General features: G+C 68.1%; 17 protein-coding genes and 2 pseudogenes. 6 read left to right on the top strand and 13 right to left on the bottom strand.

Annotated elements, in window-relative coordinates; genetic code table 11:
* From BHS09_RS12555 to BHS09_RS12515, 9 genes are all read right to left on the bottom strand, one after another.
* The gene (locus BHS09_RS12555) at positions 1 to 729 is read right to left on the bottom strand and encodes an MXAN_2562 family outer membrane beta-barrel protein (RefSeq protein WP_140797976.1); all 729 of its coding nucleotides are present in this window, start codon (positions 727 to 729) and stop codon (positions 1 to 3) included.
* Positions 726 to 1,625, bottom strand: a complete 900-nt coding sequence (locus tag BHS09_RS12550; RefSeq protein WP_140797975.1) for an MXAN_2561 family MXYO-CTERM-anchored protein — start codon at positions 1,623 to 1,625, stop codon at positions 726 to 728. Before BHS09_RS12550 ends, BHS09_RS12555 begins: the two co-directional genes overlap by 4 nt.
* Before the next feature lie 125 nt (positions 1,626 to 1,750).
* Positions 1,751 to 2,785 carry an aspartate-semialdehyde dehydrogenase gene (locus tag BHS09_RS12545; RefSeq protein WP_140797974.1) on the bottom strand — a complete coding sequence of 345 codons (1,035 nt, stop codon included), beginning with the start codon at positions 2,783 to 2,785 and terminating at the stop codon, positions 1,751 to 1,753.
* A 52-nt stretch (positions 2,786 to 2,837) separates the two neighbouring features.
* Complete coding sequence (tsaB, locus tag BHS09_RS12540; RefSeq protein ID WP_174258747.1) at positions 2,838 to 3,575, bottom strand: tRNA (adenosine(37)-N6)-threonylcarbamoyltransferase complex dimerization subunit type 1 TsaB; 738 nt, start codon at positions 3,573 to 3,575, stop codon at positions 2,838 to 2,840.
* An 11-nt stretch (positions 3,576 to 3,586) separates the two neighbouring features.
* Positions 3,587 to 4,090 carry a septal ring lytic transglycosylase RlpA family protein gene (locus BHS09_RS12535; RefSeq protein ID WP_140797972.1) on the bottom strand — a complete coding sequence of 168 codons (504 nt, stop codon included), beginning with the start codon at positions 4,088 to 4,090 and terminating at the stop codon, positions 3,587 to 3,589.
* Positions 4,091 to 4,097: 7 nt separating this feature from the next.
* Positions 4,098 to 5,729, bottom strand: a complete 1,632-nt coding sequence (gene rseP, locus BHS09_RS12530; RefSeq protein WP_174260529.1) for an RIP metalloprotease RseP — start codon at positions 5,727 to 5,729, stop codon at positions 4,098 to 4,100.
* Positions 5,730 to 5,813: 84 nt separating this feature from the next.
* The gene (locus BHS09_RS12525) at positions 5,814 to 6,644 is read right to left on the bottom strand and encodes a phosphatidate cytidylyltransferase (protein WP_140789959.1); all 831 of its coding nucleotides are present in this window, start codon (positions 6,642 to 6,644) and stop codon (positions 5,814 to 5,816) included.
* Positions 6,641 to 7,432 (bottom strand): isoprenyl transferase, encoded by a 792-nt coding sequence (locus tag BHS09_RS12520; RefSeq protein ID WP_140789957.1) that lies wholly within the window; start codon positions 7,430 to 7,432, stop codon positions 6,641 to 6,643. Before BHS09_RS12520 ends, BHS09_RS12525 begins: the two co-directional genes overlap by 4 nt.
* 164 nt (positions 7,433 to 7,596) lie before the next feature.
* Positions 7,597 to 8,550 carry an SDR family oxidoreductase gene (locus tag BHS09_RS12515; protein ID WP_174260528.1) on the bottom strand — a complete coding sequence of 318 codons (954 nt, stop codon included), beginning with the start codon at positions 8,548 to 8,550 and terminating at the stop codon, positions 7,597 to 7,599.
* Between the two features lie 126 nt (positions 8,551 to 8,676).
* Between BHS09_RS12515 and BHS09_RS12510 the strand changes: the two genes are divergently transcribed.
* The 3 genes from BHS09_RS12510 (at position 8,677) to BHS09_RS12500 (ending at position 11,825) form a co-directional block, all read left to right on the top strand.
* Entirely contained in the window at positions 8,677 to 9,708 is a 1,032-nt protein-coding gene (locus BHS09_RS12510; protein ID WP_140789953.1) for a helix-turn-helix transcriptional regulator, read from the top strand.
* A 223-nt stretch (positions 9,709 to 9,931) separates the two neighbouring features.
* Complete coding sequence (locus BHS09_RS12505; RefSeq protein ID WP_201799758.1) at positions 9,932 to 10,411, top strand: hypothetical protein; 480 nt, start codon at positions 9,932 to 9,934, stop codon at positions 10,409 to 10,411.
* Between the two features lie 574 nt (positions 10,412 to 10,985).
* On the top strand, positions 10,986 to 11,825 hold the full coding sequence (locus tag BHS09_RS12500) for a tetratricopeptide repeat protein (RefSeq protein ID WP_140797969.1): 840 nt from the start codon (positions 10,986 to 10,988) through the stop codon (positions 11,823 to 11,825).
* A gap of 66 nt (positions 11,826 to 11,891) precedes the next feature.
* Here BHS09_RS12500 and BHS09_RS40265 read toward each other — a convergent pair.
* Positions 11,892 to 12,194: pseudogene (locus tag BHS09_RS40265) on the bottom strand (PEGA domain-containing protein); the annotation flags it as partial.
* A 917-nt stretch (positions 12,195 to 13,111) separates the two neighbouring features.
* Positions 13,112 to 14,021: pseudogene (locus BHS09_RS40260) on the bottom strand (serine/threonine protein kinase); the annotation flags it as partial.
* 128 nt (positions 14,022 to 14,149) lie between these two features.
* Here BHS09_RS40260 and BHS09_RS12490 point away from each other — a divergent pair.
* Positions 14,150 to 15,292, top strand: a complete 1,143-nt coding sequence (locus BHS09_RS12490; protein WP_140789947.1) for a serine/threonine-protein kinase — start codon at positions 14,150 to 14,152, stop codon at positions 15,290 to 15,292.
* The gene (locus BHS09_RS12485) at positions 15,289 to 16,239 is read left to right on the top strand and encodes an RluA family pseudouridine synthase (RefSeq protein WP_140797967.1); all 951 of its coding nucleotides are present in this window, start codon (positions 15,289 to 15,291) and stop codon (positions 16,237 to 16,239) included. Before BHS09_RS12490 ends, BHS09_RS12485 begins: the two co-directional genes overlap by 4 nt.
* Before the next feature lie 10 nt (positions 16,240 to 16,249).
* On the opposite strand, the gene BHS09_RS12480 is transcribed toward BHS09_RS12485, so the two are convergent.
* A complete protein-coding gene (locus tag BHS09_RS12480) occupies positions 16,250 to 16,663 on the bottom strand; it encodes a secondary thiamine-phosphate synthase enzyme YjbQ (protein WP_140789943.1) in 414 nt (137 codons plus the stop codon).
* Positions 16,664 to 16,711: 48 nt separating this feature from the next.
* Here BHS09_RS12480 and dinB point away from each other — a divergent pair, with 48 nt between their 5' ends.
* On the top strand, positions 16,712 to 17,920 hold the full coding sequence (gene dinB / locus BHS09_RS12475; RefSeq protein WP_140789940.1) for a DNA polymerase IV: 1,209 nt from the start codon (positions 16,712 to 16,714) through the stop codon (positions 17,918 to 17,920).
* An 87-nt stretch (positions 17,921 to 18,007) separates the two neighbouring features.
* Here the strand turns inward: dinB and pcnB are convergent, their stop codons facing one another.
* Positions 18,008 to 19,705, bottom strand: coding sequence for a polynucleotide adenylyltransferase PcnB (gene pcnB, locus BHS09_RS12470; RefSeq protein ID WP_140797966.1), 1,698 nt, complete (start codon positions 19,703 to 19,705; stop codon positions 18,008 to 18,010).
* Between the last annotated feature and the right edge of the window lie 150 nt (positions 19,706 to 19,855).

The raw sequence follows: 19,855 nt of genomic DNA, 5'->3' as shown, positions 1-19,855 counted from the left end.
TTAGTAGTCCAGCGCCAGTCCGAACATCCAGCGCCGGTTCGACAGGTTCAGCCCCGGACCGCCGAAGTTGTCCACATCCGCATAGGTGTACTCGGCGAAGATGTAGCTGTGGTTGACGCCCAGGTCGGAGTCGAAGTCGCGCGCGAAGCGCGGCTCCAGCACGTCCAGCATGAAGGCCACGCCACCCGTCGCGCCCCAGCCCCAGCGTCCGCCCGAGCCCCGATTCCCGCCCGCGGTTTCGGTCCCCGTGCCCTTGGTAATCCACCAGGGCGTATAGATAAGCCCCAGCTTGCCGTAGGGCACCAGCGGGATGCCCCATTCGAATGCGGCGTAGTCGAACTTGTAGAAGGCGTTGAAGCTCAGGGGAATCAGGCGCAGCGCCGTGCGCTCCGCCGCGGCCACTCCCGAGGCCAGCTTTGCCGAGCCGTACTTCTCGCCGTAGCCTGCGGAGAAGCCCACTCCCGCCGTACCCACGCCTTGGTAGAAGTACCGCTGGAGTTCCACCTCGAACGTCAGCAGCGACTCGCCACCAAAGTAGTCCTCGTATGGCGTGCCAGTGAGCCCAGGCTCTTCGTCAATGAGGGGCTTGTAGCCCCCCATGCGAAACTGGATGCCGCCCGTGCGCGGCGAACGCAGCGAGACTTCCTCCTCCATCACTACCGCTTCCTGTCCCCAGGCGGGCAGTGTGGCGAGCAGCGCCACGACTCCCAGGGCCGATGCCCGACTCATGACCGCTTCCTCCTCGACGACAGCCAGATTCCGAGGGACGCCAGCACCGCGCATCCCGTGATGCCACCACCCGCCGCAGCGCAGCCACCCGTCTCGGCGCCGCCAGCATCAAGGTACCCCTGATAGAATCCGCTGCTCGCAACGGGCGTCCCTGTCGCCGTGGGCGAAGGTTCGCTTTGGTTACCCGCCCTGTCGATGGCAATCGCCTGGACGGCATACTCGATGCCGTTCTCGATCCCGTCAGCCATGCGGAAGACCGTGTTCGACGAAACCTGACGCTTCGTCGTAATCACTTCACCCGCGCCCACACCACCGTCCCCGCCCGGGACTAACTGAAGAACCTGCACCTCCATGAACACCGCATCGCTCGGCACCTTGACGGAGACACTCAGCGCGGCATCCAGCCCCGTGACGCTCGGAGCCTCCGGCACCGCGGGAGGCTCCGGGTCATAGATGAAGCTGATGGAGGGCGTCCCAATCGAAACGAACGATTCGTCGCAACCGCCGAGGTTTCCCAGTCGCTTGGTGGTGGCACAGAGGCGGAACGTCTTGGTTGCCGTCTGCGAGTCGCAAGTAGCGCCGTCCGCCGCCAATGCCTCGGATGCGTTGAAGGTCACCGTCCCCGTCAGCCGAGTATCCGTTACCGCGATCTCTTCGAGCGACAGGTCGCCCGCCCCTGGCGCCCCCGTGCAACTCGATTCGTTCGAGAGCCAGAGGTGGAGCACGTCGCAATTGCCGGCGACACGCGTCCAGTTGACCGTGCGGTCCAAGCCGCAGTTCGCCTGGGAGACGACAATCTGGTCGTTCTGGATGATGTCGCCCGTGGCTGAAAACGTCACGGTCTGCCCCAGGGCAGTCGACGCGAAGAGCAAGAGGCCAACGAGAGTGAGGCGCATGGGTACGCCCAGGCTAGCAAGCGGGAGGCCACATGAAACGTATTCCCGTCCGCTGGGCGTCACTCCGGGAGGGCCGTCCCGCCGCGCCAAACAGGCAGGACGACCACGGAGGCTTTGCCAAATTGTCAGGCGGGGCGCTCGGCCAGGCGGAGTCCGGCCTCCACCAGGTTGAGGGCGGCGCCCCGGCTGGCGTTGTCCACCGAGGCGAAGAGCGTCACCCACTCCGGCGCCTGGGGGAATGCGCGCACCCGGCCCACATGGACCGCCGGGTCGGACGTGACGAGCATGGGCATGGGGTACACACGCTCACCGGGCACATCCAGCACCTTCAAGGCCCCGGACGTCTTGAGGGCCGCGCGCACCTGCTCCACCGGGCCCGCCTTCTTGAGCTGCACGTTGAGGGTGAGGCCATGGCCGTAGAAGGTCGGCACCTGCACCGCCGTCCCGGCGATGACGGGCACATCCCCCTTGGACGAGAAGAGCCGGGCCGCCTCCAGCGTCCAGCCGCCCTCCTCCTCCGTCCAGGGTGAATTCACCATGAAGCCGCCCACCTGGGGCACCAGGTTGAACCCCACGCGGTGGGGAAAGGCGTGCGGCTCCGGCTCGCGGCCCGACAGCAGGTCCGCGGTCTGCTTCTCCAGCTCCGCCACACCGCGCACACCCGCGCTGGACGCCGCCATCAGCGCCGTCACCTGCGCGCGCGTTACGCCGAAGGCCTTCCGCAGTGGCTCCACCACGTGCACCGCGGCGGTCGTCACGGCGCCCGGCAGACACACGATGCGGCCCTTGATGGTGAAGCCCGCGCCCAGCACGTCCGTGTTGAAGCCCGGCAGCACCATGGGGACATTGCCGTCACCCCGGAAGGCATTGCTGGCGTCCACCACCCACGCGCCCGCCGCCTGCGCCGCCGGAGCCAGCTTGCGAGAGGCCTCGGCGGGCGTGGCCAGCAGCACCAGCTTCACGCCCCGGAAGGCGTCCGGCGTCGCCTGCTCCACCTCGAGCGAGTCCTCGCCGTACTCCACCTCCATGCCCTTGGAGCGCTCGGAGCCGAAGACGCGCACCTGTTCGGCGGGCACGTCCTGCGCGTACAGCGCGGCGAGCACCTCGCGGCCCACCACGCCCGTCGCGCCCACCACGCCAATCGTCAAGTCGTCTCTCATGGCGCGTCCTTTACGCCACTGGAGGCCGGGAGCGCGAGCACCACGAGGCGGCTCAGTCTTCCTTCAACCGTGCGGTGGGGGCCGGCCCGGGCAGCGGCGGGAACTTCGGGTTGCGCTCCGGCTCCGAGGCCCGCACGTAGTGCGGCTCCATGGCGAAGAGCGCCTCCAGCGGCTGGGATTCGGGGAAGCGCGCCAGCTGAGCCAGCGCCACCGCCGACGGGAAGGCCGGCGCCGCCAGCAGCCGGTGTGGCGCCACGCCCTGCGACTCCAGGGCGGCGCGGTAGTCCACCAGCGCGGGCCCCAGCGCCACGGCCCGGGGCTCGGCGGCCATGCGCGCGGCCACCTCCGCGGGTGACATGGCCGTCTCCGGCTCCAGCGGCTCCACCGTCCCGCCCTGACGCACGTAGGCCCCCAGGTACAGGTCGTCCTTGCGCGCCACCGCCAGGCAGTACAGCGGCACGCCCTCGGGACCCTCCAGCGCCACCGCCGCCAGCGACGAGGCCCCGGCCACCTTCAGCTTCGTCGCGTAGGCCAGCGACTTCGCCGTCGCCAGGCCGATGCGCAGCCCCGTGAAGGAGCCCGGCCCCAGGCCCACCACCAGCCCCTCCAGGGCGGGCAGCGTGACGCCATGGCGTTCAAGCAGCTCCCCGACGATGCCGGGCAGCAGCTCGCTCTGCTTCCGCGGCGGACCCACCACCACGTGCTCCAGCGTGCGCAGCGCGCCATCCGGCGCTCGCTCCACCAGGGCCAGCGACAACGTCAACGTCGAGGTGTCCAGCGAGAGAAACATGGGACGGCTCACTACACCGGCGCGGCCCACATTGCCTGCGGAATCTCCGACACCCGGTCCTCGCAGCGGTACAGCCGGACGCGCACCACGCCCTTGTCCAGCATGTCCAGCTTCCGGGCGGCGCCCTTGGACAGGTCCACGATGCGCCCGTCGATGAAGGGCCCCCGGTCATTCACGCGCACCTTCACCGCGCGGCCGTTCTCCATGTTCACCACGCGCAGGCACGAGCCGAAGCGCAGCTTGCGGTGCGCGGCCGTCATCGCCTCCTGGTCGAAGCGCTCCCCGCTCGCGGTGGGCCGCCCGTGCAGGCCGGGGCCATAGAACGAGGCCAACCCTTCGCCCAGGTACGAGCGCGGCATCTGTTCACGCCGCGCCACGCCGGGCGTACCACCGCGGGACTTCGGCGACTTCGACGGGCGGACGGGTTCCTCCACCGGGTCGGGCCTGGCCGCGCGCGAGGCGCACGCGGAGGTGAAACCCAAGCAGAGCAGTCCGGAAACGGCGATTCCTCGCATGCGTCCTCTAGCGGGTGATGTCGTTGGTCACTGCCAACAGCATCAGCAGGACGAGCAGCGCGAGCCCCACCATGTTGGCCACCTCGCGGACGCGAACAGGGATGGGGCGGCGGCGAATTCCCTCCCAGGCGGCGGAAAGCAGGTGGAAGCCGTCCAGCACGGGGATGGGCAACAGGTTCATCACCCCCAGGTTGATGGAGATGAGCGCCATCAAGTGGAGGAAGCTGTCCAGGCCCTGCTCGGCACTCTTCGACGCCAGCTGGTACATCATGATGGGGCCGCCCACGGTGTTCATCGGCACCGAGCCCACCAGCAGCCCGCCGAGGACTCGCACCATCTGCCCGACAATCTTCGGGACGATGAGCGCGGCCTGCTTCAGCGCGGCGCCCGGCCCCAGGTGCACCGTCACCTCGTCCAGCACCGGCATGTCCGCCGCGGAGAGCACCCAGTTGCGCACGCCCAGGACGATGGGCGAGCTCGCCGTGCCCATCTCGTCCTCCGTCTTCAGCGGCGCTTGCGCCAGCGTCTCCGTGCGCTCGCCGTCCGCGCCCCGCCACGTCAGCTGGAAGGAACGTTCCTTCAGGGCGTTCAGCTTCGAGGAGAACTTGACGAAGGACTCCGGCTTCTCGCCATCCAGGGCGATGATGCGGTCTCCGGGCCGCAGGCCGCCCTTCTCGGCCGCGCTCCCCGGCGCCACGGTGGCCAGGTACAGGTCGGACGTCTCCGCGCCCACTGTCGCCAGCCCCACGCCCGGCTGCTTCGGCACGGTGAGCTTCAGCACGGAGGGCACCCGCCCCGTCACGACGCCCGCCGCCACGGAGTCCATGCGCCGGAGGGTGAGCTCCAGGGGCGTGCCCTCCGCGTGCTTGTCCATCTCCTGCTGGAAGCGCGCTTCCGTCTCCACGCTCACGCCGTTGACGGCCAGGATGCGGTCGAAGGTCCGCAGCCCGGCCTGCTCCGCCACCGAGCCCGGCGGCACGCCGACGATGGGCGGCTTCGACACGGCCTCCACGCCAATGGAGCCGCGCTCCACCGTGTCGATGGGGGACGTCTCCACGTTCTTCGTGGGCGTCACGTCCAGCGTCAGCTTCTGACCGTTGCGCTCCAGGACGATGGGGACGGGCCGCTCGAAGCGGCCGACGAACGCCTCCCGCATGTCGTTGAACGTGCGCACCGGCTCGCCATCCACGGACAGGATGCGGTCTCCAGGGCGGATGCCGGCGGCCTGCGCGGGCATGCCATCGCTCACCGTTCCCACGTAGGTGGAGGTGGCCTGGTGCGGGCCCAGGAAGACGAAGAAATAGACGAGGATGGGGAAGATGAGGTTGAAGGCCGGCCCCGCCAGGACGATGAGGCCGCGCTTCCATGGGGGCTGCGCCAGGAAGCCCCGGCTGGCCTCCTCCGGGCTGAGCTCCTCGTGGGGCATGTCCCCCGCCATCTTCACGTAGCCGCCCAGCGGCAGCAGGGCAATCTGGTACTCCGTCTCGCCCTTGGTGAAGCCGATCAACTTGGGTCCGAAGCCGATGGAGAACTTCAGGACCTTCACACCACAGGCCTTCGCCGCCAGGAAGTGGCCAAGCTCGTGCACCGTGACGAGCACGCCGAGCAGAATGACGAAGAACCCGATGTTTTGGAGCATGGGCGCAACAGTAATCGTGGGCGCCCAGGCGGACAACGCGCAACCGGGCCCGCCGAGCAGACGGGCAGCCGGAAGGGGCGGTCCCTAGGGCAGCAGGCCCCGGACGAACTGCACGTAGACGAACACCAGGGGCGCGTTGAACAGGAGCGCGTCGATGCGATCCAACACGCCACCGTGCCCGGGGATGAGGAAGCCCGAGTCCTTCACCCCGTAAGCCCGCTTCAGCATGGACTCACACAGGTCGCCCACCGGCCCCAGGATGCCGCCGGCGATGCCCAGCAGCACGCAGTCCCACACCGTGAACACGGGGAAGAAGAACTGCCGGGCAATGAACATACCGCCCACCGAGCCCAGCATGCCCCCGAAGAAGCCCTCCCACGTCTTGTTGGGGCTCACCTCCGGGTAGAGCTTGTGCTTCCCCAGGAACCGCCCGAAGAAGTAGGCGGCGGTGTCATTGGCCCAGGTGATGACCAGCGCGCAGATGACCCAGGCCATGCCGTGGTCGGGCAACAGGCGCAGCGCGGACACGGCCGTGAGGCCCACCGCGCCGTAGAGGAAGCCGTTGACCAGGTGCGCCGTGCGGGTGGGCGCCTCCGCCAGTGGCCCCTTGAAGAGGTGGTAGATCCACGCGAAGAACGCGAAGACGATGGTGAGCCAGAAGGCCGTCTCGCCCGTGCGCTCCGCGTCCCGCAACGGCAGGAAGGGCAGCACCGCGGCGAAGGCCATTCCGACCCAGGAGGCCACCGTCAGGCGCTTCTGGACGATGAGGTAGTACTCACCCACGCACGCGGCGGCGGCGGCGCCCAGCAGGGCCGCGCTCCAGTAACCACCGAGGATCAGCAGCAGGAGGACCAGCGGCAGCAGTGTCACCGCGGAAACGACGCGGATGACGAGGTTTCGGTTCTTGTCGTTCACGCCTTGGCCTGCTGAGGAGCGTCCTCCCGCTGCACCTGTGCGGACGTGAGGCCGAAGCGGCGCTCACGCTGCTGGTACTGCGACACGCAGCGGAGGAACTCGTCAGTACGGAAGTCCGGCCACAAGGCGTCGGTGAAGCACATCTCCGCGTACGCCATCTGCCAGAGCAGGAAGTTGGACACGCGCAGCTCCCCACTGGTCCTCACCATCAGGTCCAACGGGGGCAGTCCCTGCGTCCAGAGGAACTGCTCGAAGTCGCTCTCCTCCAACCGTCCCGCCGCCAGCTCCCCACGCTCCACGGCCTCGGCCAGCCGCCGCGCCGCGTGGAGAATTTCCTCCCGCCCGCCGTAGGACAACGCCAGCGACAGCACCATGCCGGTGTTGTGCGCGGAGTCGGCCCGGAGCCGGTCCAGCGGATCACGCACGTAGCGCGGCAGCCGGTCCACGTCTCCAATGGCGTTGAGGCGAATGCCGTTGTCCATGATTTCGGAGCGCTCGCGCTCCAGATACTCCCGGAGCAGGTCCATCAATCCGGCGACCTCTTCCGCCGGACGTGCCCAGTTCTGCGACGAGAACGCGTAGAGCGTCAGCGCCTGGATGCCCAGACGGCGCGCGGTGCGCGTCACTTCACGCACACTCGACGTCGCCTCCCGGTGCCCTTCCAGCCGGGGCAGCCCTCGGGACTCCGCCCATCGCCCGTTGCCGTCCATGATGATGCCCACGTGGCGCGGCATCGGCCGGGCCTTGACGGCTTGTTCCAGGGTGGAAATCACTAAGGGGCGGTCCATGAAGCCGCGCACCCTAGCGATGCCGCCGCGCGCCGTCCACGGGCGCGTGCCCCAACCGTCACGGTCGGCCCTTGAACGGTCGCCCGGTGGCGGTGGGTGGCGCGCCCCGACAGAGGGCATGCATCATGTAGACAAAAGTAGGCAACCGTTCGCTCGGTGGCCTTTCAGCCCAGCGGCCAATCCGGGCTCGCCAACTCCATGGGGCCGTCACGCCAGGACATGTAGGCGTCCTCGTCCGCGACCCGGTACGGCCTGCCGAAGGCGCGCGCGAAGTAGTCGCCCCAATGCGGCTGGGAGCCGTCGGCGTCCGTGAAGCCGTACTCGCGGGCCAGGGCCCAGGAGCTGAAGACGCGGCCGGCCTTGGTGCCCACGTTCGGATCCGCCGCGAGCGCCGCCACTGCCCGGCCCACGTAGGCAGGGCTCTCCGAGGCGATGAAGTGCGGATCCTTCGCCGCGCCCTCGCGCCAGTTCGCTTCCGTGACGCCGAAGCTCTCCAGCATCTCCTCGGAGCGGAGGAAGCCGGGCGTCAGCGCAAGCGCGGTGACCTTCGTGCGGCGCAGCTCCCGGGACATCCCGAAGGCGAGCCGGATGACGGACATCTTCACCAGGTCGTACCAGAGGTTGCCGCGGTAGCCGAACGTGTCCCCATCCGTGATTTCGACGATGAGCCCCCGCTCACCGCCCAGCAGGAGCGGCACGGCGTGGCGGCTGGTGAGCAGGTGCGTGAAGACGGCGCGCTCGAACATCTGCTGCCCCTTCGCGGCGGACTGTTTCCAGAACGCCGGGCCGAACGCGGTGAGTCCGTCGCCACCCCAGATGTCGTTCACCAGGATGTCGAGCCGCCCCTGCTCCCGCTGGATGCGCGCGCAAAGGGCCTCGACCTCCAATTCGACGGAATGGTCCACGCGGACGGCGATGCCCCGGCCACCCTTGGCGTCGACGATTTCGGCGGTCTCCTCGATGGTCTCCGGACGCGAGCCCGTCGCGGGCTGTCCTCGCACGCTGCGCCCGGTGCAGTACACGGTGGCGCCGGCCTCTCCCAGCATGGTGGCGATGCCGCGCCCCGCGCCTCGGGTGGCTCCAGCGACCAGGGCGACGCGTCCTTCGAGTGGCTTCATGGCGGGCACTCCTCCAAGCCCACGGGCGACCGTGGACCGCAGTGGGTTCGTGTTCGCACCCTAGGCAGAGAATCCTGACATCCACTGTCATGATTCCCCGCCTAGACTTCGCTTCGGAACCTGCCCATGCGCGCCGACCGACTCGTCAGTTTGACCCTGCTCCTCCAGACGCGCCCGAAGATGACGGCGGGCGAGCTGGCAAGGGAGCTCGAGGTCTCCGAACGGACCATCCACCGGGACCTCGACGCGCTCTCCGGCGCGGGCGTGCCCGTGTACGCCACCCGAGGCGCCGCGGGCGGCGTGGCGTTGATGGAAGGCTGGCGCACCCAACTCACGGGCTTCACCCGGGCGGAGCTGCATGCACTGGCGGCCGTGGCGGCACCGGGGGCCTTGGATGACTTGGGCCTGACGTCGGCGCTGCGTTCGGGCCTGGTGAAGATGGCGGCCTCCCTGCCCGCACTCCAGCAACCCGCGCTGGAGTACGCACGCCAGCGGCTTCACGTGGATGCGTCCTCGTGGTTTCCAGAGCGAGAGGCCGTGCCTCATCTGGCGACGCTGCGCGACGCTGTCTGGCAGGACCGGCGCGTATCGCTGACGTACCGGGACTTCGAAGGCACGCCGAGCCGCAAGGTGGTGGCACCGTACGCGCTCGTCATCAAGGCGGACCGTTGGTACCTCGTCGCGAGCACGGGCGAGGATGAACCGCGTGTGTATCGAGGCTCGCGTGTGGAAGGTGCACGGATACGCCCGGAGACCTTCATCCGGCCGGCACGCTTCGACCTGCCCGCGTTCTGGAAGGCGTGGTGCTCACGCTTCGCGGAGAAGCGCGCGCAGTACGAAGTCACGCTGCGATTGACGGCGGAGGCGATGGAGGCGCTGCGGAAAATTCGGCCGCGAGCGGAGGGTGCACGGCTGGATGCCGCGCCGCTCGCAGCCGATGGACGGAAGATTGTGGTCGTGGACTTCGAGCGGGAGTCGATTGCGTTCGGACAGCTCTGCGACGTCGGCACGGGTTTCGAGGTGCTCGCTCCGGAAGCACTACGAACGAAGCTTTTGAAGCTGGCGACGAGAATCCTCGCTTCACATGAAGGCGTCGCACCGAGGAGTGAGTCCGGGCGGCACACCCGCGCACGCGAACAGCGCCCATCAGACCCCTGAGAGCATCATCGGGTTCAAAGGACGTCGAGGCCCCACCTGCGCATCGATGACACTCCAAGCATTCGACATCGCTTCGTCTCTCAACAGGTTCATCGATTGCAGTCGTGTGCCGCCCCTATGCACACACCCCTCAGAGACTCCTGGACTTGTCACATCGCAGCGTTCCTGGTCGTAGGACTCGTCTTCACCGCTTGTGGTGATGACGGGCCGGAGCCAAGGGCCCGTGCCGGATACGGGCACTGAAAAGGATGCGGGCTCGGATGACGCGGGTGTGCCCGCCGCAGGCGGCAACGAGCCCGACGCGGGCCCTGAAGACGGCGGCGAGCCGGGCGCAGGGGAACCGGAATCGGACGCGGGCACTTCCTGTGAACCGTCGGCGACAGAACTTCTCGACAACGGCGAGTGGGACCCGCACTTCTCCATCGCGGGCGTATCCAGCATGGATGGCCACGTCCCGCACATCTACGACCTCGACAAGGCGCCGTCGGGCGGCCTGCTGGCCACGGGGTACATCCGCTGGTTCGGCACGCAGGCGTCGACGCCGCTCATCCGTCGCCAGATCGGACAGTGGAAACCTGAACCCAGGACCTGGGCACAGGAGACTCCTGGCGGAGCAGGTTTCTCCGCCGTCGCAGTGAAGAACGACACCATGCTGGCGCTAGCGACCAACGACGTGTCCGGCGAGCGCAGCAGCGAGGTCTGAACTTCGTCGTCCAACGGCATTCAAGTCATTGGCCGTTTCACCGGCCTCGTGCGGAGTTGGTCGCGGACGGCATCGACGGGCACGTGCTCGCATTGGCGCTGCGTCCCGAGAACGACGACCCAGGCCGCCTCGCCTGCGTCGTCGCGGCGGACTTCACCCGCGCGGGCGAGATCCCGGCGCGCCGCATCGGCCCACTGGACCGGCACCGCTTTCGAGGCCCTGGGAGAGAGATTGAGCCCTCGCCCATCACGGTTGCATAGGGGCCCAGCGGCATCTCCGCGAGCACCAACCATGAAATGGACCTGAAAGGAAACTGAAACGCTGGACGAGGCGTGCGTGCATGGGCACGCCGCGTCCAGCTACAGGCAATTCAGTCATTCATGACAGCACGGGGTGTCACAACAGACTTCGCCACAAACCCAGCGCTTCGCTTCTTGTTCCTTTGACTGAGCCTGAAACCGCTTCCTGACCGCAACCTCGAAATGAACGGTCCCAAACCACATCACTTCAACGCTCGAGAAGGGCAACTTCGCCCACGTCCTCCCCGCGCCACGTATGCTAACAACGCCAGCCCATGAAAAGCAGATCTGTCAGGAAGCACCAACCGTGGGCTTGGTTTCTAGGACTGACGCTCCTCGCGCCTGACTTGGCGCTTAGTCAGCCATCAGCAGCGCCGCCCAAAGAGACCTCGACGTCCAGCGCCACATTCCGGGCATACATCAGAGCAGCCGCACAACTGTACGAGGAACTCGAATACGAAGCGGCATTGAATGTACTGACCGTGGCGAGGACACAGGCTGCTTCTGAAGGCGAACTGGCTGAGACGGCGATCTATGAAGCCATCGTCCTCGCGGATTTAGGGCGTCGACATGAGGCAATCAAGGCCTTCGCGGAAGCGCTCCGACTGAATCCAGATGCCAAGCTTCCTGTCCGTGTCTCCCCCAAGGTCGTGAAAGACTTTGAGACCATCCAAGGACAAGCCCTTGCGGAGCAAGCACCTGCCCAGGCGAGCGCGAGCCCCCAGCCAAGTCCAGTCATCACAGACACTCCCACGCTTCCCCCGACTGACAGCCCGACGCCTTCTCTAACGACCGCAACAGCCTTGTCGGCCCCAGAGTCACCAACAATCCCTCTCGTCGAAAAGCCAACGCCCCAACAAAAACGTTCTGGCCTCAAACAAGTCCCTCTTGCACTGGTAGGAGCGGGCATACTGACCGGCAGCGTTGGCGCCTATTTGACCTCGCGTTCACAGAACAACTTCGACAAGGCCCACGACGCCACTGGACAGAGCCAGAGAATGACCTTGCAAGAAACAGCTCGGGCGCAGAACAAAGGAGCCATCGTCATGTACACTGCGGCGCTCGCGGCTCTCACAGGCGCAGCCATCACCCACATCCTAGACACTGACGAGTGACGTCAATCCCTTCAAAGCAGATGGACGAGGCCCTGCCCCACGCCCACTCGACCCGCTCGGCCTCCGTCACTCCGCATCGAGATTCAACTTGAACACCGTGGACTGGCCTGCCTTCACGTCAACGGCCCGAGTGACGTCTTTCCCCAGCTCTTGATTGACAAGCCGGAGGGTATGTCGGCCCGCCGGCACCTCAACGGAGTTGAGGGGCGTTTCACCCAGCATTCCCCCATTGAGATAGACAACCGCATAGGGCCGTACACGTAACTCCAGCCGGCCCTTCGCGGCGACCGCGACCTTTCGAGGAGCGTTCCGCTCTTTGGGTTTGGGAGTCGCCAATGGCGGCGCGCTCAGAACAACTGGCTCGGCCCGCATTTCCTCGGGGACTGCAGCGTCCTTTGAAGGGCCAGCCGCATCGGCCATGCCCTCCTGCTTCATTTCGACGCCAGCGTCTTCCGGCGCGTCGACTGGCGATGGCTCAGGCACCACCTCGCGCTCAACCCGCTCAGCAACCTTGGCTTCTTCCTGAGGCACGGACTCCACAGGGGCCTCGGAAACCTGCGGCGTATCCACGAGTTCGGCTTTCTTCTCCTCACCACCAACCAGGACGAGGCCTACACCCAGCGCCAGGAGCATTCCCCCCACGCCTACAACCGGGACAGCCCACTTCTTCGCTCGCCCCGGCGCGAGGTACTCCGCACTTCGCGTATGGATGGCATCTTCCACATCCTCATCCACGATGGGGACAGGTGCCGAGGTGCCCACGCCTTTTGGAAGGAGCGCCGCGAGCGCCGCAATCTCCGCGTCCTTGTCCGTTCCACGCCCTTCCGTCGTAGAGCGCCTCACCGCGACGCGCAGACCAGTCCCCGGCAGAGAAACCGGGCGCGCTGCGGAATGCACTTCCTTTGCTTCAGGCGAAACACCGTGGAGAGCAAGACGAGGTCCGTCCAGCAGGGCCGGGGCAGCGGGCGTGGCGACACGCTCCGTACCGGGCCGCGGCGCGACGGACTCCGCATCCACAACCCTCACTGCGATGGGTAGCGACAACGCAGGTGCTGTCTGCTCCACGGGAGGATGGCCCACCTGGCTTCGCAGGGCTCGCGTGGAGATTGGCCTCGCAGGCGTCGTCACCTCGCCCGATGGAGGTGCCACCTTCGCCAATGCCTCTTGAGGCACGGGCGTCGTCGGCGACGTCGAGTCCAACGGCGACACCATGGAGGAGACAGGCACCTCGGAAGCGGGCGCTTTCGACTCCGCCTCCCTGGGGACTTTCGTCAAGCTCCCCGAGGTCAGCTCCGGCACCCACTGCGCGATGCGCTGGGCAATCTGATACGCGCCCACCGGCTCGCCAGTCGACAACACGAACCGCTCCAGGTCGTCCTGCAACGCCCGGCAGTCCGCGTATCGCCGCTCCCGATCCTTCGCCAGCGCCCTGTCCAGCACTTGCTGCAACGCCAGCGGCACATCCGGCCGCCGCTGCGACACCGGGATGAACGCCTCGAACAGAATCGCCTGCATCACGCTCACGTCCGTCGTCGCATCGAACGGACGCTTCCCCGTGAGCAGTTCGTACAGCACCACCCCGAGCGCGTAGACATCCACCCTCCGGTCCATGGCCTTCGCCTGGAGTTGCTCGGGCGGCATGTACGCCACCTTGCCCTTCACCACGCCCGTGAGCGTCCGGTGCCCCTGCCCCGCCACCTTCGCGATGCCGAAGTCCACCACCTTCACCGCGCCCTGCCGCGACACCAGGATGTTGTCCGGGCTCACGTCGCGGTGAATCAACCCCAGCGGTTCGCCCGTCTCCACGTCACGGAACTCGTGCGCGTACGCCAGGCCCTCCGCCGCGGCGGCCACCACCTTCGCGCAGAAGGCGGGGGGCAGCGCTTCCTCCGCGGCCCGCTTCACCAGCTTGCGCAGGTTCGGGCCGTCAATGAACTCCATGGCCAGGAAGAAGCTGCCCTCGGCCTCACCAAAGTCGAAAATCTGCACGATGTTCGGGTGCTCGAGCTGCGCCGCCAGCCGCGCCTCGCCCAGGAACATCTCTACAAAGGCCGCGTCCTCCGCCAGGTGCGGGAGGATGCGCTTGAGCACAAGCGTCTTCTCGAAGCCGCGTGGCCCCGCGGCCTTCGCCAGGAAGACCTCCGCCATGCCGCCTGACGCAAGCTTTCGCACCAGCTGGTACTTCCCGATTTGCATTGACTCGGGTTCTCCCAGGTTTGTCGGAAAAGTAAAACCACTTGCCGCCAGTTCTGCCGAGCGCCGAGCAATCAGGCGTTGTCAGCGTTGACCCTGACGTGACGTGGTCCGTAGGATTTCGGCATCCCATGCCCCCGAAGGTCATCGGTCCCTACCGCGTTCTTGAGACGCTTGGCAGTGGCGGGGCAGGAACCGTTTATCGGGCCCTGGACCGCCGCACCACCGACGAGGTCGCGCTGAAGCTGCTTTCAGCCGGCCCCGCGCGGGATGCTCGTGCCGCGCGCAGACTCGCCCGAGAGTTCGACACACTCGTAGACCTGTCTCACCCCAACGTCGTGAAGGTGTTCGAGTCCGGCGTGCACCAGGGCGTGCCGTACCTGGCCATGGAGCTCATCGAGGGCCTCACCCTCCGCCACTACCTCGACCTGAGCAGCGGCGACCGGAACACCCCTCCGGGCAGCCACACGCCGCGCAGCCCCTTGTCCGTCCTCCGGACCGCGGACGACGACTTCGGCCCCTTGAGCCGGAGCTTCTCCGATTCGATGGATGACTCGGACGACAGCCCGCATGACGGCACCTTCGGCCTGGAGGCCTTCGCGGAGGAGGCCCCCAGCGAGGACCTGGAGAGCTTCGCCGCCAGTGTCAGCCCGCACGTGGGCATCGGCTCGGATGATTCGCTGGAGGGCTTCGACCTGCCGCCCCCCATGCCGCGCATCCCGGAGCCCGAGGAGGAGCCGGGACGCGTGGTCCGCGAAGAGGACCTCAACCGGCCCGAACGCATGGGACGTCTCAAGGACGCCATGCTCCAGATTTGCGAGGCCCTGGCCTACATCCACGGCCACGGCCTGGTTCACCGCGACCTCAAGCCGTCCAACATCATGGTGGACGACGACCGGCAGGTGCGGCTGATGGACTTCGGGCTCGCCAAGTTCCTGGCGGACGACGCGGCCATCACCGAGGCCGGCAAGCTGGTGGGCACCTACCGGTACATGGCGCCGGAGCAGATTCTGGGCGAGCCCCTGGATGGACGCTCTGACCTGTACAGCCTGGGGGTCATCCTCTATGAGCTGCTCAGCGGGCGGCCCCCCTTCGACGCGAAGACGCCGCACGAGCTCTGGCGCCAGGTGCTGGAGACGGAGCCGCCCCCCGTGCTGGCGCTGAACCTACACGGGGACCCGCAGCTCGCGCGCGTCGCCCACCGCCTCATCCGCAAGGAGCCGGACGACCGGTTCCAGACGGCCGAGGAAGTCTACGAGGCCCTGTCCGAGTGAATCCCTCCAAGCTGCACACCCTCACCGTGGACGCCGACAAGGCGGGCCAGCGGGTGGACCTCTTCATTGGTGAAGCGCTGGGCCTGTCTCGCGCGCGGCTCAAGCGCCTCTTCGAGGCGGGCGCGGTGAAGGTGAATGGCCGCCCCGCGAAGAAGGGCCTCACGCTCACCGCCGGGCAGCACATCGCCGTCGAAGTGGAAGAAGAGTCGCGCGAGGCCGTGCCCGACGCGGACTTCCCGCTCACCGTGCTGCACGAGGACGACTCGCTCGTGTTCGTGGACAAGCCCGCGGGCCGGCCGTCCCACCCCCTGCAGTCCGGAGAGACGGGCACGGTGGCCAACGCGCTGGTGGCCCGCTATCCCGAATGCGCCCAGGCCTCCGTGGACGCGCGCGAAGGTGGCCTGTGCCACCGGCTGGACGTGGAGACCTCTGGCGTCGTCGTGGCCGCGCGGACGCGGGACGCGTGGAACGCCGTGCGCGAGGCCTTTGGCAACCGCGCCGTGGACAAGCGCTATCTGGCGCTGGTGACAGGGCCCCTGACGGACGAGGGCGACATCGACCTGCCCCTGCGCCACCACCCCCGGCATCCGGACCGCGTGGAGCCCGCGCCCTATGGGGCCGAGGACGCCCGGGAGGCGGTGTCGAAGTTCACCGTGCTGTCGCGCTCGGGTGAGTTCAGCGTGGTGGAGGTGAAGATTCTCACCGGCGTGCTGCACCAGGTGCGCGCGCACCTCGCGGGCATTGGCGCCCCCATCGTCGGCGACGTCCTCTACGGCGGACGCGAGGCCCCGGAGCTGGGCCGCTTCTTCCTGCACGCCCGCTCACTAGGCCTGACGCACCCGCAGACGCGGCGGAACATGACGGTCCACAGTCCCCTGCCCCCGGAGCTGCGCGCGGAGCTGGAGCGGCGTGGCCTGCCCCTGCCCCGCGGCGAGGAACGGGACTGAGGGCTTTCCACTATTCGCCCATCACCTTGATGATGACGCGCTTTCGGCGCTGGCCGTCGAACTCGGCGTAGAACACCTGCTGCCAGGGCCCCAGGTCCAGCTTCCCGCCCGTGACGGGGATGATGACCTGGTGGTGGACCAGCAGTGACTTGAGGTGGGCGTCGCCGTTGTCCTCGCCCGTGCGGTGGTGGCGGTAGTCGGGGCCGGCGGGCGCCAGGTGCTGGAGCCACTCCCAGATGTCTTCATGGAGACCGGGCTCGTCGTCATTGACGAAGACGCCCGCGGTGATGTGCATGGCGGAGACGAGGACCATTCCCTCCTGGATGCCACTCTTGCGCACCAGGGCCGTCACGGTGTCGGTGAGACGGACCAACTCCCGCCGCTGCGGTGTCTCGAACCACAGGTACTCCGTCAGGCTCTTCATATCCGTATCCGCCCGGCGTCAGAGTGCCCCGCTAAAGTGACTCACACCATGCGAGCCATCATCCACGTGGACATGGATGCCTTCTATGCGTCCGTGGAGCAGCGGGACAACCCGGCCCTGCGGGGCAAGCCGCTCATCGTGGGCGGGCATGCCCAGCGCGGTGTCGTGGTCGCCGCCTCCTACGAGGTGCGCCCCTTCGGCGTGCGCAGCGCCATGCCCATGGCCCGTGCGACGAAGGCCGCGCCCCATGCGCTCGTCGTGAAGCCCCGCTTCGCCGCGTATGCGGAGGCCAGTGAGCAGGTGTTCGCCATCTTCGAACGCTACACGCCGCTCATCGAGCCACTGTCGCTGGACGAGGCCTTCCTGGACGTGACGGCGTCGGTGGGCCTCTTCGGCACGCCCGCGGACATCGCCCGGCGCATCCGCAAGGAGATTGCCGACGAGTTGAACCTTCCCGCCTCCGCGGGCGTGGCCACGGTGAAGTTCGTGGCGAAGATTGCCTCCGACCTCGCCAAGCCCAATGGCCAGCGAGAGGTGCGCGCCGAGGAGACGGTGGCCTTCCTCGCGGGCCTGCCGGTGTCGCGCCTGTGGGGCGTGGGGCCGAAGACGGAGGAGGCGCTCCGACTCGCCGGGCTGAAGACGATTGGCGACGTGGCGGCCCGGGAGCTGGACTGGCTGGAAGACAGACTGGGCTCCAGCGGACGGCACCTGTGGGAGCTGTCCCAGGGCATCGACACGCGCGAGGTGGTGCCGGACCGGGCCGCCAAGAGCGTGGGCGCGGAGGACACCTTCGACGAAGACCTCGTGGGGGTGGACGCGCTCAAGCCGCACGTCCACGCCCAGGCCCTGCGCGTGGCCCGGCGGCTGCGGCGGGCGGCGCTGAAGGGCCGCGTGGTGCAGCTCAAATTGAAGTTCGCGGACTTCACGCTCATCACCCGGCGCACCACGCTGCGCGAGGCCACGGATGACGGGCAGACGCTCTACCGCGCGGCGCTGGAGCTGCTGGACAAGTCGCACCAGGGCAAGCCGCTGCGGCTCACTGGCGTCAGCGTGCAGTTGGACGAGGAGCCGCCCCAGTTGGGCCTCTTCCCCGCCGCCGCGCCGCGCACCGCGAAGCTGAACGCGGCGCTGGACAAGATTGCCGAGCGGTTTGGCAGCAAGGCCATCACCACCGCGGACATCGCCGGCAGCGAGGCCACCGACAGCGCCGAACACCGCTCCGAGCGCCCGGTGGACAAGGGCGGGCCCAAGGACTGAGGGCCCGGTACGGGTGGGGCCTCACGCCTGTTCGCGGAGCGACCCCACACCTGACGGCAGGGACTTCGACACGGACGCGACCTTGAGTCAGGCGTCGCCCGACTCGGAGGACGAACCGGCGCTCTCACCGGACGAGCCGTTTGCCGAGGGGCGGCGGCGGCGGCGGCGACGGCGGCGCTTGCGCTGGCCTCCCGCGTCGGACTCCTCGCCATCCGCGGCGGCGGCGCGCGGCTGCGGCACCTCGCCGGCCTTCCACGCCTCCAGTTGCTCGCGATTCTCGCCCGTGGCCTCCACCGTCATCTCGAACACGGTGAGGGCCTCGCTGAAAAGCGGGTGCCGCTTGAAGGCGGCGCTGCGACGACGGCGCTCACCGGACAGGGTGCGCTGGGCCAGCAGCAGCATGCGGCAGCGCTCGGCGATGCGGCGCGGCAGACGCGCGGACTGCACGAAGCCCGCGAGCAGGTCCTCCACCACCTGCGACACGGACGGGCGGCCCTCCTGCGACTCCTCGGGCCCCGTCGAACGGCTGATGGGAATCAGCAACATCGCCAGGAGGATGGCGTCGTCCAGCGCCTCGCCCGCGGACACGCGCTGGTCCAGCGACTCCGCGAAGGCGTAGAACGTCTTCTCCCCTTCCTTGCCGTGCTGCTTGAGGTACGCGTTGACGGGCGGCAGGAGGATTTTGAGCGCGTCCAGCGCGTCCAACAGCTTCAGCGCCGGCGCGGACACACCGCCGCGGATGAGGCGGAACGTCTCCTCCAGCAGGCGCGCGGGCGCGCAACGGGGCAGGTCCTCCACCGCGCCTTCCATGGCCGCGTACGTCCGCGACTCGATGTCCAGGCCCAGCTTCGCCGCGAAGCGCACCGCGCGCAGGATGCGCACCGGGTCCTCGCGCATGCGCACTTCCGGGTCGCCAATGGTGCGGATGAAGCGCTCATCCAGGTCACGGCGGCCACGGACGTAATCGATGACCCGCCCTTCGGCCACGTCGTAGAACAGGCCGTTGATGGTGAAGTCACGGCGGCGCGCGTCCTGCTGCGCGGTGCCGAAGACGTTGTCGTGGGTGATGAGCAGGTCCTCACCGTCCCCCTCATCCTCACCGCCGTTGGGCGCGGGCTCCAGCTCCGTCGGATTCGCACGGAAGGTGGAGACCTCGATGATCTTCCCGCCCTTGAAGTAGACGTGCGCCAGCCGGAAGCGCCGGCCAATCAGGCGGCAGTTGCGGAAGATGCCGCGCACCTCGTTCGGCGTCGCGCTGGTGGCGATGTCGAAGTCCTTCGGCTTGCGCCCCAGCAGCAGGTCACGCACGCAGCCGCCCACCATGTACGCCTGATGGCCGTGCTGGTGCAGGCGGAGCACCACCTTGAGGGCGTCCGGGTCCAACTCGTCGGGGTCGATTTCCGCCGGCTCGCCGGTGGGCCGGACGTGGGGCGCGTGCAGCGCGCGCTCATCGGGCGTCGGCTCCGGTTCGGGCTCCAGGACGATGGGGACGTCCTCGGCGTCCTCGCCCCGGGCCTCGGCGGCGTCCTCGGCCTCGGCGGCGGCCAGCGCGGCCTCGGCGCCCAGGACGGCGTCGTCCAGGCCCGAGTCGGCCAAGTCCACCTCGTCGTCATCATCCTCGTCGTCCTCGTCCTCGGCATCCGCGTAAGCGGGGGCCGGAGGCGGCTCGGCGGGGGTGGCGGCATGAATCGTGGGGGTTTCAGTGGGGGCCTGCGCGTCGGCGGCCACGGGCTTGGAGGCGCTGTCCTCTTCAGGGTGCGCCGACAGCTCCAGCTGGGAGTTCATGGGAACCTCTTGTTCGCCGCGCTCGAAAGTCCCTGCCGCCTCGGAAGAGGCAACCTCGCGCGCGTCATTCTCGGGCGCAGGTGGCAGCAGACCGCCGGCAGGCGGCGTCTCAGTCAAATCTCGCGTCATCAGCCAGGGACACCCCATCGG

The sequence above is a fragment of the Myxococcus xanthus genome (genome assembly GCF_006402735.1).
In the GTDB taxonomy this organism is placed as follows: Bacteria; Myxococcota; Myxococcia; order Myxococcales; family Myxococcaceae; genus Myxococcus; species Myxococcus xanthus_A.
The sequence above is the reverse complement of the archived record's forward strand: the minus strand, read 5'-3'. Positions and strand labels throughout refer to the sequence as shown.

What these genes read in the sequence shown, in the direction of transcription:
- BHS09_RS12555 (WP_140797976.1), bottom strand. Translation starts at nt 729, where the DNA reads ATGAGTCGGGCATCGGCCCTGGGAGTCGTGGCGCTGCTCGCCACACTG.
- BHS09_RS12550 (WP_140797975.1), bottom strand. Translation starts at nt 1,625, where the DNA reads ATGCGCCTCACTCTCGTTGGCCTCTTGCTCTTCGCGTCGACTGCCCTG.
- BHS09_RS12545 (WP_140797974.1), bottom strand. Translation starts at nt 2,785, where the DNA reads ATGAGAGACGACTTGACGATTGGCGTGGTGGGCGCGACGGGCGTGGTG.
- tsaB (WP_174258747.1), bottom strand. Translation starts at nt 3,575, where the DNA reads ATGTTTCTCTCGCTGGACACCTCGACGTTGACGTTGTCGCTGGCCCTG.
- BHS09_RS12535 (WP_140797972.1), bottom strand. Translation starts at nt 4,090, where the DNA reads ATGCGAGGAATCGCCGTTTCCGGACTGCTCTGCTTGGGTTTCACCTCC.
- rseP (WP_174260529.1), bottom strand. Translation starts at nt 5,729, where the DNA reads ATGCTCCAAAACATCGGGTTCTTCGTCATTCTGCTCGGCGTGCTCGTC.
- BHS09_RS12520 (WP_140789957.1), bottom strand. Translation starts at nt 7,432, where the DNA reads ATGGACCGCCCCTTAGTGATTTCCACCCTGGAACAAGCCGTCAAGGCC.
- BHS09_RS12515 (WP_174260528.1), bottom strand. Translation starts at nt 8,550, where the DNA reads ATGAAGCCACTCGAAGGACGCGTCGCCCTGGTCGCTGGAGCCACCCGA.
- BHS09_RS12510 (WP_140789953.1), top strand. Translation starts at nt 8,677, where the DNA reads ATGCGCGCCGACCGACTCGTCAGTTTGACCCTGCTCCTCCAGACGCGC.
- BHS09_RS12500 (WP_140797969.1), top strand. Translation starts at nt 10,986, where the DNA reads ATGAAAAGCAGATCTGTCAGGAAGCACCAACCGTGGGCTTGGTTTCTA.
- BHS09_RS12490 (WP_140789947.1), top strand. Translation starts at nt 14,150, where the DNA reads ATGCCCCCGAAGGTCATCGGTCCCTACCGCGTTCTTGAGACGCTTGGC.
- BHS09_RS12480 (WP_140789943.1), bottom strand. Translation starts at nt 16,663, where the DNA reads ATGAAGAGCCTGACGGAGTACCTGTGGTTCGAGACACCGCAGCGGCGG.
- dinB (WP_140789940.1), top strand. Translation starts at nt 16,712, where the DNA reads ATGCGAGCCATCATCCACGTGGACATGGATGCCTTCTATGCGTCCGTG.
- pcnB (WP_140797966.1), bottom strand. Translation starts at nt 19,705, where the DNA reads ATGAACTCCCAGCTGGAGCTGTCGGCGCACCCTGAAGAGGACAGCGCC.